The organism is Noviherbaspirillum denitrificans (genome assembly GCF_002211445.1).
GTDB lineage: Bacteria > Pseudomonadota > Gammaproteobacteria > Burkholderiales > Burkholderiaceae_D > Noviherbaspirillum > Noviherbaspirillum denitrificans.
In genome coordinates this window covers 1-12420 of the sequence record NZ_LSTO01000022.1, presented here as the reverse complement: position 1 = coordinate 12420, position 12420 = coordinate 1, and the positions used below count along the sequence as shown (strand labels likewise).

General features: G+C 60.2%; 12 protein-coding genes and 3 pseudogenes. 4 read left to right on the top strand and 11 right to left on the bottom strand.

Translation table 11 applies throughout. The annotated features are described in order from the left end of the window. Window positions 1-133 precede the first annotated feature (133 nt). The 3 genes and pseudogenes from AYR66_RS27560 to AYR66_RS27550 all read right to left on the bottom strand — a co-directional run bounded on the left by AYR66_RS27560 (window position 134) and on the right by AYR66_RS27550 (window position 3365). Window positions 134-759 (bottom strand): annotated as a pseudogene (locus AYR66_RS27560) (type IV toxin-antitoxin system AbiEi family antitoxin domain-containing protein). 103 nt (window positions 760-862) lie between these two features. Further along, entirely contained in the window at window positions 863-1921 is a 1059-nt protein-coding gene (locus AYR66_RS27555) for a DNA-binding protein (protein ID WP_088710727.1), read from the bottom strand. A gap of 487 nt (window positions 1922-2408) precedes the next feature. Continuing rightward, window positions 2409-3365 carry a LysR family transcriptional regulator gene (locus tag AYR66_RS27550; RefSeq protein WP_088710726.1) on the bottom strand — a complete coding sequence of 319 codons (957 nt, stop codon included), beginning with the start codon at window positions 3363-3365 and terminating at the stop codon, window positions 2409-2411. Between the two features lie 85 nt (window positions 3366-3450). Here AYR66_RS27550 and AYR66_RS27545 point away from each other — a divergent pair, with 85 nt between their 5' ends. The 4 genes from AYR66_RS27545 to AYR66_RS27530 all read left to right on the top strand — a co-directional run bounded on the left by AYR66_RS27545 (window position 3451) and on the right by AYR66_RS27530 (window position 6752). Further along, a complete protein-coding gene (locus AYR66_RS27545; RefSeq protein WP_234815106.1) occupies window positions 3451-4290 on the top strand; it encodes an SDR family oxidoreductase in 840 nt (279 codons plus the stop codon). Between the two features lie 51 nt (window positions 4291-4341). Next, window positions 4342-5196, top strand: a complete 855-nt coding sequence (locus AYR66_RS27540; protein WP_088710724.1) for a type 1 glutamine amidotransferase domain-containing protein — start codon at window positions 4342-4344, stop codon at window positions 5194-5196. 162 nt (window positions 5197-5358) lie between these two features. Continuing rightward, entirely contained in the window at window positions 5359-5643 is a 285-nt protein-coding gene (locus AYR66_RS28615) for a hypothetical protein (RefSeq protein ID WP_141104350.1), read from the top strand. A 128-nt stretch (window positions 5644-5771) separates the two neighbouring features. Continuing rightward, on the top strand, window positions 5772-6752 hold the full coding sequence (locus AYR66_RS27530) for an aldo/keto reductase (RefSeq protein ID WP_088710722.1): 981 nt from the start codon (window positions 5772-5774) through the stop codon (window positions 6750-6752). Window positions 6753-7004: 252 nt separating this feature from the next. Here AYR66_RS27530 and AYR66_RS27525 read toward each other — a convergent pair. The 8 genes and pseudogenes from AYR66_RS27525 to AYR66_RS27490 form a co-directional block, all read right to left on the bottom strand. Then, window positions 7005-7268: pseudogene (locus tag AYR66_RS27525) on the bottom strand (transposase); the annotation flags it as partial. After that, a pseudogene (locus AYR66_RS27520) lies at window positions 7246-7527 on the bottom strand (LysR family transcriptional regulator); the annotation flags it as partial. The pseudogenes AYR66_RS27520 and AYR66_RS27525, both read right to left, overlap by 23 nt. 17 nt (window positions 7528-7544) lie before the next feature. Further along, the gene (locus AYR66_RS27515; protein ID WP_088710720.1) at window positions 7545-7976 is read right to left on the bottom strand and encodes a PaaI family thioesterase; all 432 of its coding nucleotides are present in this window, start codon (window positions 7974-7976) and stop codon (window positions 7545-7547) included. A gap of 1 nt (window position 7977) precedes the next feature. Continuing rightward, window positions 7978-8688 carry a succinate dehydrogenase iron-sulfur subunit gene (locus AYR66_RS27510; RefSeq protein ID WP_088710719.1) on the bottom strand — a complete coding sequence of 237 codons (711 nt, stop codon included), beginning with the start codon at window positions 8686-8688 and terminating at the stop codon, window positions 7978-7980. A gap of 9 nt (window positions 8689-8697) precedes the next feature. Next, complete coding sequence (gene sdhA / locus AYR66_RS27505; RefSeq protein ID WP_088710718.1) at window positions 8698-10473, bottom strand: succinate dehydrogenase flavoprotein subunit; 1776 nt, start codon at window positions 10471-10473, stop codon at window positions 8698-8700. A 2-nt stretch (window positions 10474-10475) separates the two neighbouring features. Then, window positions 10476-10844, bottom strand: coding sequence for a succinate dehydrogenase, hydrophobic membrane anchor protein (sdhD, locus tag AYR66_RS27500; RefSeq protein WP_088710717.1), 369 nt, complete (start codon window positions 10842-10844; stop codon window positions 10476-10478). A gap of 1 nt (window position 10845) precedes the next feature. Further along, window positions 10846-11214 carry a succinate dehydrogenase, cytochrome b556 subunit gene (sdhC, locus tag AYR66_RS27495; RefSeq protein ID WP_088710716.1) on the bottom strand — a complete coding sequence of 123 codons (369 nt, stop codon included), beginning with the start codon at window positions 11212-11214 and terminating at the stop codon, window positions 10846-10848. Between the two features lie 131 nt (window positions 11215-11345). Continuing rightward, window positions 11346-12420, bottom strand: a 1075-nt coding sequence (locus AYR66_RS27490) for a citrate lyase subunit alpha (RefSeq protein ID WP_141104349.1), incomplete at its 5' end; no start/stop codon positions are given.

Sequence of the window (12420 nt, the reverse complement as noted above, 5' to 3'; positions counted from 1 at the left end):
CCGCCAGTGCATCATGGCCCGCCATGCCCCGCCTTTCGAAGGTGGCCTTGATCGCTTGGTCCAACGCCTTGTGCCTTGGCGGGGTTGAGCAGGCGGGCACGAACGGATGCCGCCATATTTGGCGTGGGCGCACTCATCCTACGCTCTCCAGGTAGGGGCGCATCACGTTGGCCTCGCGGCAGATCTTGGCGAAATGCCAGATATCGTCGACTGTGGCCCTGCTGCGCGTGCGTGCGTCCTTCAGTGCCTCCAGCGCCACATCCAGGCCGATCTTGTTGCGATGCTTGAAGCAGTCCGCCACGGTCTTGGCCGCACTGTACACACGGAGTTTGACACCGTCGCGTTCGACTTCCTCAATGCCCGTTGAGTAGGCATTGCCCGTGAACTGGAGCATCTTGATGGGCGGGTAGTCGATACGGGGTGGATGGCTGCCCGAGGCATGGCGATCCAGACTTGGCGTGGCAGTTGCGTGGTCAGGTCATGAAATTGCAATGCCGTGAGCGTGCAGAACACCGCTTGAGGCACCTTGGTGGCAATGACGCCGAGGCTCTCGAATTCCGACACCTGTGCGTCCGGCAGGCGATACAAGCCGTGCCCCACCTTTTCAAGCAGACCTGCTGCGGTCAGGCGCGTCAGGACAACCCGGGGCGCGCTGATGGCGTCCAGATCGCTGGCGCGCAGCAGTCCCTTCTGGCGGGCCAGATCGAGGACGCGCTGAGTGTGGGTACTGGAGAGCGTGGAAGGCGAATGTTCCTTTATTTCGTCGAATACAAATATTTGATGAAAAAACGGAACATTTGACTTCGACGGCATTGAAGCGCTGCAACGCTTCCCCTAGGTGCCGTGCAAGTGAAAATGAGGACTATTGCGGGACAGCTTTCGGCTTCCTTGGTGTACGGGAAGGCTTGTTTGCTTTCCCGACTTCCTCAATCTTGCGTTGCGCTTCTTCCACCTGCAACCGCAAGTCGGCGACTAAACTCTCGGTGCGGACACTCTGCGCATGCTTATCCTCGAGCAGAGACCGGGCCGCCCTCAAGTCATCTACTGCAAGATCGCGGCTTGCAGTAACCGCTTTTAGATTCCCCTCGAGTTCCCCTGCTCTTTGCCGATAATTGCCGAGCTGTTCCTGGAGGGATGCTAGTTCGGTGCGGTGACGCTCCGCCGCCTGTTCGGCGTTCGAGCGTAACCCTTCCATCTCCTTATGCAGCTTGCTGGCCGCGGTTCGCTCACGGTCAATTTCCATCAATGCACGCGCCTCGGCTGCGCGGAATCGTTCTTCGGCAAGACTCGCGGATGTCCGCACTTTCTCAAGTTCCAGTCCGAAATCCCTCCTGGCGTCATCCAGTTTCTGCAGCAACCCGGCGTTTTCACCTCGGGCAGCGTGCAGCTGCCCTTCCATCGCGGCAATCGTCGCGTCGCGCGCGGCCAATGCCTGTTCCAGTTCACCAACCCTGATATGTGCCTGCTCCAGCGTTTGACGCGCCCGCGCATGCGACGCCCGTGCCGTATCCCGATCCGCTTCCGCGGTTGCCTGTGCCTGCCTGGCTTCCGCGACTTGCGCCTGTGCCTCGCTGCGCAACGTCTCCAACCCGTCCTGCGCGGCGCCCTGCGCTGATGACCACAGCGTCGCGACAAGTTCGCCGGCGGCCGTCTTCAGCGATTCCGGCAAGTCTGGGTGCTCGATCCGCACCCGGCTCTTGTCCCGCAGATCTTCCCAGAACTTGTTGAGCGCCTCGGCCGGCGCGCTCATACTGCCCTTGCGCACCAGCTGGTACAGCTTGTTGGTGGTCGGCGTGAGTCCGTACCTAAAGAACAGCAACACGCAGACTTCGCGGTACAGGTCCTGGGTTTGCGGGAACTGGCTGCGCAGCGCGTCGATGTCGGCGAGTAGCTGCTTTTCATTGGGTTCGGACGTGGTCATGGCAGCGGGAAAAGGCAGGAAATGGATTGATAATATAACGTAATACGTTAATTATCCAATTCTTCTCTTTTGAAATATGACATTAGCGTTATAATGTCGATTATTCAACCCCTTCTTCACTTGTGCGCGTCCGAGGGTATTGGCGAGATTTTTCAGGCCGCCAGAAAGTAGAATTTCCAGCCCATTGAGCCCCGGTGACTGCCTCGCGGATCAGCGTTCCACTCACGCGCCGGATGTGGTGCCGCCCATTGGCACCTGAGATGGGCATTGGCGTTGGGGAAAGGCCGGCCGTCTTGTCCCCTACTCTGTCGTGCGCCAGAAGTTTTAGTCTGTATCAATGGCCGGAATGCTGGAAAGAACGGTCGTTTCAGGAATTCAGTTGACGGGCGGAAATCGACCCTAAGGCGACATTGCATCGGCCTGGCGCAAATTCGCGACCTATCGTGGCGTATTGAACCAACGCTTCTGGCCTGAACTGAAAACAATTTCAAGGACAACCGGTAAAGGCAGCCTCGTACTCCTTCAGCTCTGTGGTGCTCATGCAGTGCGCGTGGCTATCCAACAATCTGGCGACGGAGAAGTCGATAAATAGCCGTACCCGGCGCGGCATATTCTCGCGCTGGAGGTAGTACAGGTGCAGTCCGCGGCGATCGCTCACGTTGTCACTAAAGAGCGGCACCAAGTGGCCAGAGCGGATTCGCGGCACGGCATTGACGCTATCGATTAAGCCAATCCCGAAACCGGCAATCACGGCTTCCATCTCCGCCTCCGGATCATTCGTGCTGAATACCGGCGAGATATTCCGATACTCGATCTGGCCATTGATCTTGAACTCCCAAGGCAGCAGCTTGCCGGTCGATGGACTGCGATACCCGGTACATCGGTGGCCCGTGAGTGCGTCAATGCTCTTAGGCATGCCCGCCTGCCGCAAGTAAGCCGGTGAGGCACACGGAATGTCCTGAATGGGAAAGAGCCGGCGTGTGATGACCTGCGTTTCCGGCGACGGCCCGGCACGAAAGCCGACATCAATCCTCTGCGCGACCAGGTCGGAAAACTTCTCTTCCAGGATCAGTTCCACCTCGATCCCCGGGTAGAGCGCGTGGAACTCGCTCAGGATGGGCAGTAGCACCTTCCGCCCCACTGGATGCGCGGCGGTGATTCGAATCAGCCCTTGCTCCTCCCCCACTTCTTGGCGCGTACCGGCGAGTACGCGCTGCAATCCCTCCAGCTGTGGAACCACCGCCTCCAAGAATCGCTGGCCGTCTTCGGTCAGCGTGTTGTTGCGCGTGGTGCGATGGAACAGGCGGATGCCCAAATGGCTTTCCAGCTGCCGGATGGTCTTACTGACGGCTTGCACGGTCATGCCCTGATCGAGAGCCACCTGGTTGAAGCTTCCAAGGCGGGCGACTTGCACAAAGATCGTGATGGCGCGGATTTCGTTCATTGCAGATTCCCCAAGGTATGCCGCATTAAACCCTAGCTTAAGGCCTGCGGTTATCAACCTTTCGGTTGTCAATGAATGATCCTACATGCAACTACCGGTCCTTTCAGGCGGCCGATACGATGCACTTGTCATTTTCTTTTTCAAGGAGTTAAGGATGAGCGTGCGTAATGGAAACCTCGTTGGACGCGTAGCCATCGTCACCGGCGCGTCGAGCGGCATCGGCTTGGCCACGGCAAAGCTGCTGGCCGGTCGCGGCGCCAAGGTCGCGTTGGTTGCCCGTCGCAAAGAGACGTTGGATAAAGCGGTGCAGCAGATAACGCTGAGCGGCGGTGAAGCGATCGCGCTTGGCGTCGACGTCACCGACCAGGCTGCGGTCGATGCCGCCGCCGAGACAGTGAAAGCGCGGTTCGGGCACGTCGACCTGATCTTTAACAACGCAGGCGCGATGCTGCCCGGCGCAATTGACGAGCGTAAATTGGCCGAGTGGGAACGCCAGATCGACCTGAACGTCACCGGCGTCATGCGCGTCATCCACGCATTTATCCCCCAGCTCGTCGCGGCCGCCGAGGAAGGCGCGACCGTTGACCTGATCAATACGTCGTCGATCGCCGCACAATACGTTTATCCGTACTTTTCGGTCTACACGGCCACGAAGGCCTATGTCAGCCACTTGACCCGTAATCTACGTGTGGAACTGGGGCAGAAAAACATCCGTGTCTCGATGATCGAGCCCGGCATCGTGGCCACCGAGCTGCAAGGCCATGTGACCTTCCAGGGCGCCAAGGACTGGTTGGCGCAAGCTGAGAAAACCATCGAGTTCCTTCAGCCGGAAGACGTCGCAGAAGCCGTCGGCTTCCTCGTCAGCCAGCCCAGGCATGTGAATCTCCAGCAGATCACCATCATGCCGACCAAGCAAGGCATGTGATCCCCGCCTTTCGAATCTCCAAGCGATAACTTCACCTCTACGGAGCAAGACATGAAAAAACTTCTCGCAGCCTCCCTCATTAGTTCGGTCTTCATGGTCTCGGCACAAGCCGGCCCCAGCAATAAGCCGCGCGTGTTGCTCGTCGCATCGAGCACAGATACGTTGGTGCTGAAGGACGGGAAGAAAGACCCGACCGGTTTTTACCTTGACGAACTTTACGTCCCGGCTCAACGCCTCATCGATGAAGGTTACGACGTCGTTATAGCAACACCGACCGGAAAAAAGCCAGTCATGGACAAGACGTCGGTGCAGGTTGAGCTGTTCGATAACCAGGCAGAGCTCGACCGGGCCTTGCAGTTTGTCGCCTCGTACCCGAGCATGCAAAAGCCCATCACCCTTAAACAGGCCGCCGCAAAGCTCGACGACTTCGTCGCGGTGTATGTTCCGGGCGGGCATGCCCCAATGAACGACCTGATGCAGGACGCGGACTTGGGCAAGATCCTGCAACGCTTTCACGCTCAGGGCAAACCGACCGCCTTCCTGTGCCATGGGCCGATTGCAGCGCTTGCCGCTTTGCCGCAGTCGAAAGACTACCGCGCTGCGCTTGTCGCAAGCGGCACAGAAAAGGCGAAAGGCTCTGCCAAGAATTGGATCTATGACGGCTACAAGATGACGATTTTTTCGAACGCCGAAGAGTACATCATCGAAAAGGAAGTCCTGCATGGCAACGTGCCGTTCTACGTGGCCGACGCATTGAAAGCGGCCGGCGGCCAGGTCTCCAATGGCCCGGAATGGAAGAGCTATGTGGTGCGCGACCGCGAACTCATCACGGGGCAGAATCCGCAATCCGACAAAGAACTCGCAACCAAGCTGATCGAAGCACTCGCCGAGAAGAGCGGCAAATGATGTCTTGGATGCCGTTAGAGCGACGGCATGCAACAGGCACGGGGCGGACCGAGGCGGCCTTGGCGCGACAGGAGTCGATCTGGTCCTGCAGGCTGACGCCACTACCGGGCATCAACCGCGTCCGCTCCGTAGCCATCAGTAAATCGAACCAAGGAGCAAGGCGTGGTCTATCGAGGCGATCACCTGTTTCAGTACGAACGTCAGGCGCTGATCGATGCGTTGGCACGTGACGTCAGAAGCGAGCGGAGCAACGCAGCAGCGTATCCGGAATGGCGGGACTACCACCTGCGCAATGCCTGGCTCAGCGCGCGTGTCCTCGAGGTGTTGGGGTTCCGCGAGGACGGCTCCAGTGCCGCCTGTGCTGCGACCGACGACCGGGAGCAAAGCCCCTTAGCATCTCGAGCATGCCAGTTAGTGGCGCTGCCAAGTCGCCGCCAAGCTTATTGACTTGGTTGCAGCATGCTCACTCCACGGGTGTATGTGCCGTCCTATGTTGGTTGAAGCCCTCGCCGACGCGATGACAGATGGCGGCAATTCGGGCCACCAAGTCGGTGGCGCTATCGACAGGAGAATATATGGAAACGAAACGGCTGGGTACGACTGGTTTGGAGATATCGAGGATCTGCCTAGGATGCATGACCTATGGCGTCCCGGACCGCGGCCCGCATCCCTGGACGCTGGATGAAGAGCGCAGTGTTCCTCTCCTGCGACAGGCGATCGAGAGTGGCATCAATTTCTTTGATACAGCCAATGTGTATTCCGACGGCACCTCTGAAGAGATCGTGGGCCGTGCGCTCAAGCAGTTGATTCCACGCGAGGAAGTCGTCATTGCCACCAAAGTCCATGGTCGGATGCGGGCAGGTCCGAATGGCGCGGGGCTATCCCGGAAAGCCATTTTCCAGGAGGTCGATGCCAGCCTGCGGCGCTTGGGCACGGATTATGTCGATCTCTACCAGATCCATCGCTGGGATGATCAGACGCCAATTGAAGAGACGATGGAAGCGCTGCACGACATAGTTAAGAGTGGGAAGGCGCGGTACATCGGTGCGTCGTCCATGTACGCATGGCAGTTTGCAAAGGCCCAGTACATTGCGGAAACGAATGGCTGGTCTCGCTTCGTCTCCATGCAAAATCACTTGAACCTGCTGTATCGGGAAGAAGAGCGCGAAATGCTGCCGCTGTGCCAAGACATGGGAGTCGGCGTCATCCCATGGAGCCCCTTGGCACGCGGCCGCCTCACGCGGGACTGGGATGACTCCAGTGAACGCCAGACTACCGATGCTTTTGGCCGCGGCCTATACGAAGCAACCATTGAAGCCGACCGGAAAGTTGCCGAAGCAGTCGCAACAGTCGCTCGGAACCGCGGCGTGCCGCGCGCTCAGATCGCCTTGGCGTGGGTTTTGAACAAGCAAATGGTCTCGGCACCCATCATCGGTGCATCGAAGCCGAACCATATCGACGATGCGATTGCTGCGCTTTCGATCAGACTGACTGCGGACGAAGTGGCCATGCTTGAGGCCCCGTATGTCCCTCATGCTGTCGCTGGTTTCACTTGACCGACACCTCAGTCCGGCCTCCGCAATCACCAAGGCAAACAGGGATCAGGCGGGTCCTTCACTGACCGCTACTGGCCGGGTGTACCTGGTCCGCGTTCTTGGGGGACAGGCCGCTTTCAGCTCCCTTTCAGCCTGTCGACCGGGCGGCAAGATATGGAGCAGTCGACCGAGGCCGTGTGATAACGCGTTAGCGATCTCTTAGAGAGTTGGCCGCCTCCTAAAGCACGTCCTGCGTGCTGAAATAAATACTACCTATCCTGCCACAGCCGCAATCAGTCGATGAACTCCAATGATTTTCATCATTCGCTTCATGTTATACGCCAGAACATGAAGGCTCATCTCGGTTCGCACCTTCGGTAGCGTCTTGGTCAGGAAGTGCGTGGCGCCCATCCATGCCTTCAAGGTGCCGAACGGATGCTCAACGGTGCAGCGGCGTATCATGGCCAACTCCGGTCGGGCATTCATCCGTCTCTGCATTCGCTCAAGCACATCTTCGTGCTCCCATCGAGTAATCCTGGAGGTCGCCGCGGCATCGTTCGAGCTGCGCCAGGACCAGCCGAGCGTGATGCAGGTAGGTCTGGCCCGGTGGGGACAGTGTCACCCCCTGCGAAGTCCGGAACAGCAGTTTGATGCCGAGGTTATCCTCGATGTTCTTGATGCGGTTGCTGGCCGACGGCAAGGACATGTGGGTGCGCTCCGCCCCCTTCGTCAGGCTGTTGGTCTCGGCAATATTGACGAACAGGCGGACATCGGTGAGGTCGAAGTGAATTGCCATTTGCGCAACCGGCTCTGTCAGTTGCCTCGCGGCTTCCCGTTGCTTTGCGCGAGGTACTTCATTGTAGCAACGCCGGTCGCCACTAGCGTCTCGCCATCCAGCCAGACCTCGGCCCGCGAAAAGTAAATGGACCGTCCTTTCTTCTCGACCGTGCCGGTCGCGCTCAGCCGCGTGCCTGTGCCATTGCTCAGGAAGTTCGAAGTCAGCGACAGCGTGACCGCATGCAAAGGCTCTTCACCCGGCGGCGAAAACAGGCCGGCGTAGCCGGTCGCCGCATCGAGCAACGCGCAGATGGTGCCGCCATGTACCACGCCGCTGCGGTTGCGCATGGTTGGCAACAGCAGCAGTTCGAGTTCGACATGGTCCGTGCGCCATGCGGTGATGCGCACGCCCATGCTTTCCAGCGCGGGGTTATCGAGCGGGAATGCCCCTGCGTCGTCCGTATTCATGCTACGCCGCGCGCCTGAGCATCAGTTCCTTGATCTTGCCGATCGCGCGCGTCGGGTTCAGCCCCTTCGGGCAGACATCGACGCAATTCATGATCGTGTGGCAACGGAACAGGCGGTACGGATCTTCCAGGTTGTCCAGGCGCTCACTGGTTGCCTGGTCACGGCTGTCGGCGATGAAGCGGTACGCCTGCAGCAGGCCGGCCGGGCCGACGAACTTGTCCGGGTTCCACCAGAACGACGGGCAGGAGGTCGAGCAGCAGGCGCACAGAATACACTCATAGACGCCGTCAAGTTCTTCGCGTTCAGCCGGGGATTGCAGACGCTCCTTCTCCGGAGGAATGGTGTCGTTGATCAGGTACGGCTTGATGGAGTGGTACTGCTTGAAGAACTGGGTCATGTCCACGATCAGGTCGCGGATAACCGGCAGGCCCGGCAGCGGGCGCAGCACGATCGGTTCGGTCAGTTCGTTCAGGTTGGTGGTACAGGCCAGGCCGTTCTTGCCGTTGATGTTCATCGCGTCGGAACCGCACACGCCTTCACGGCAGGAGCGGCGCAGCGCCAGCGAGTCGTCGACGTCGGCCTTGATGCGCTGGAGCGCGTCCAACAGCATCTTGTCGGTGTCCTGCAGGGTCACCGTCAGGTCCTGCATGTAGGGCTTCTCGTCCTTGTCCGGATCGTAGCGGTAAATAGAGAATTTCAGAGTACGCGGCATGTCCGCCCCTTAGAAAGTACGTGCCTTGGGCATGAAGGTTTCCACGGTCAGCGGCTGGGTGTTGACCGGCTTGTAGTCGAGGCGATTGCCTTCGGCGAACCACAGCGTGTGCTTCGTCCAGTTGGCATCGTCGCGCTCGGGGAAGTCGCGGTGCGCATGCGCGCCGCGCGATTCCTTGCGCGCGGCCGCCGACACGATGCTCGCCTTTGCGTTCTCAATCAGGTTGTCCAGCTCGATCGCTTCCATGCGCGCGGTGTTGAATACCTTCGACTTGTCCTTGAATGAAACGTACTTGCGGCGCTCGTCCAGTTCGACGATTTTCCTGACGCCTTCCTGCATCAATTCGTCGGTGCGGAACACGCCGCAGTGCTGCTGCATCGTGGAGCGGATCGCATTCGCGACATCCTGCACGCGCTCGGAGCCGGTCGATGTTTCGAGGCGGGCGAGGTGGGACAGCGCCAGGTCGGCGCCGTCTTCGGACAAAGGCTTGTGGCTTTTTTCCTTGAGTTTCGACCGCACGATGTGCTCGCCGGACGCCTTGCCGAATACCAGAAGGTCGAGCAGCGAATTGGTGCCGAGGCGGTTTGCGCCGTGCACCGAAATGCAGCCGCATTCGCCGATGGCATACAGGCCATTGACGATCTCCTGCCCGCCATTCTTTGGCATGATGACTTGCCCGTGGATATTGGTCGGGATGCCGCCCATCTGGTAGTGGATGGTCGGCACGACTGGAATCGCGTCCCTGGTCGCGTCGACGTTGGCGAACTTGTGGCCGATTTCGAGGATCGACGGCAGGCGCTTCTTGATGGTGTCGGCGCCGATGTGGCGCAGGTCTAGCAGCACATGATCCTTGTTCGGTCCGCAGCCGCGGCCTTCCTTGATTTCCTGGTCCATCGAGCGGGACACGAAGTCGCGCGGCGCCAGGTCCTTCAGCGTTGGTGCGTATCGTTCCATGAAGCGTTCGCCGTTGGCATTGATCAGGATGCCGCCCTCGCCACGAACGCCTTCGCTGATCAGCACACCCGCGCCGGATACCCCGGTCGGGTGGAACTGCCAGAACTCCATGTCCTGCAGCGGCAGGCCTGCGCGCGCCGCCATGCCAGGACCGTCGCCGGTGTTGATGAACGCATTGGTCGACGCCGACCAGATGCGCCCGGCGCCGCCGGTCGCGAGGATCGTCGTCTTGGCCTGCAGAATCAGGACCTCGCCGGTTTCCATTTCCAGCGCGACGACGCCGAGCACATCGCCATCCTGGTCGCGGATGAGGTCGATTGCCATCCACTCGACGAAGAAGTGGGTCCGTGCCTGCACATTGCGTTGATAGAGCGTGTGCAGCAGCGCATGGCCGGTGCGGTCGGCGGCGGCGCACGCGCGTGCGACCGGCTTTTCGCCGAAGTTGGCGGTGTGCCCGCCGATCGGGCGCTGGTAAATCGTGCCGTCAGGGTTACGGTCGAAGGGCATGCCGAAGTGTTCGAGTTCGTACACGACCTTCGGTGCCTCGCGGCACATGAATTCGATCGCGTCCTGGTCACCCAGGTAGTCCGAACCCTTGACGGTATCGAACATGTGCCAGTACCAGTTGTCCTCGGACATATTGCCCAGCGAAGCGCCGATACCGCCTTGCGCGGCAACGGTGTGCGAGCGGGTCGGGAACACCTTGGACAGTACCGCGACGTTGAGGCCTGCTTCCGCCAGTTGCAGGGAAGCGCGCATGCCGGAACCGCCGGCACCGACGATCACGGCATCAAAACGGCGGACGGGAAGCTTTTGCTTGATTGCTGCCACGATTACATTCTCCAGATAATCTGCGCGGCCCAGCCTGCGCAACCGATCAGCCACAGGATAGCGGCAACATAAAACGCCAGACGCAGTCCGACGGACTTGGTCACGTAGTCCATCACGATTTCGCGGAAACCAACCCATGCGTGATACAGCAGCGCGAGGATGGTCACGAACGTCGCCATCTTGAACCACTGGCGGGAGAACAGGCCGGCCCAGCCTTCATAGCTGAAGTTGCTGGCGGTGAGGAAGGACACGAGCAGGATGACCGTGTACGCGAGCATGACGAGCGCGGTGGCGCGCTGCGCCAGCCAGTCACGCAGGCCGTAATGCGCGCCGACGACCAGGCGCTTCGGTCCGATGTTGTTGTTTGCCATGTTAGAAAACTCCGAACAGTTTCAGGGCGACCAGCGCGGCGATAGGCAGGCTGATGGCGAGCACGGCAACTGCCGACTTGCGGCCGCTTTCCTTGTCCACGCCAACGTGTACGTCCATCAACAGGTGGCGGATACCGGCGCAGAAATGGTGCAGGTAAGCCCAGACCAGGGCCAGGATAACGAGCTTGACGAACCAGTTGGATGTGAAGCCCTTGAAGTATTCGAAGGAGATTTCCGACGTCAGGCTCTTTTCGAGCAGGAACAGCACGAAGGGCAACAGCACAAACATCATTGCACCGCTGGCACGATGCAGGATCGAAACATAGGCAGCCAGCGGCAGCCGGTAGTGACGGATGTCGGCGAAGCGCATCGCGCCGTGGGGTCGCAAACGGATTACTTGTCGAGTCACTTTTCTTCCCTGATGGATTATCGGAATATGGGATAAGTGTCCATCAGCCGTGTCATCGCGACAATCTGATTTTTCGGAAGGGGGCCTCATTCTCAGCTTAAGGACTGGCGCACCACATCGATGACCGTGCCGTCCCTGTATTCGACGACCGCGACGACGCGCCCACCTCCGGCAGCGATCAGCGCATCGGTCGTAGCCCGGGCGCTCGCAACCTTACGCAAAGCACCGATCTCCACCACGCGCACGCCATGCGCCAGCAAGCGCTCTCGCAGGTCCGCACGGCGTGGATTGACCGCCACGCCCTCCTCCGTGACCAGCACGTCGACCGTCTCGCCGGGCGTGGTGACGGTCGTGACCCGATCGACGATCTTCGCAAATCCGCCGGCATTGAGCTTCGTGGTGACCATCGCCAGTTTCGCGCCCGCCGCCGCATCCGCATGCCCGCCAGACCCGCCGATGATGACGCCGTCCGAACCGGTCGCGACGTTGACATTGAAGTCGAGGTCGATTTCCGCGGCGCCGAGCACCATCACGTCCAGCTGTTCGACCACCGCGCCGCGTGCATGCGGATTGGCGTACATCGACGCCGACATGCAGAGATGGGAGGGATTGCAGCGGTAGGACGCAACGGCTTTCAGGTCGAAGCACTGCACATCGAGCAAGGCATTGAACAATCCTTCGTCCAGCATGTCCACGATGTAGCCGGTGATCCCGCCCGATGCGAAGCTTCCGCGAATCCCGCGTGCATGCATCAGCGTGCGCACCTCGGCGGCCACTGCGAGCGAAATTCCGCCGGCGCCGGTCTGGAACGAAAAGCCGTCCGCCAGCAGGCCGGAAGCAGCGATCACCTGCCCGGCCGTGGCGGCGATTTTCAGGCCCATCGGGTCCGATGTGGCGCGTGTGGTGCCAGACACAATGCCTGCCGGATTACCGATTGCGTCGACCCTCACCACTAGGTCCACCTGGTCCTGTGTGATATCGGCGGGTGATGCGGGAAACGGGACAAGGTTGTCGGTGACCGCGACCACGCAGCGCGCGTGTGCGGCATCGACCATCGCGTAGCCTAGCGTGCCGCAGGCCGACGGGCCGTCCGTGCCGTTGAGGTTGCCGCACGCATCCGCCGCCGGCGCGGCGATGAAGGCGACGTCGATCTTCAGTTCGCCCGAC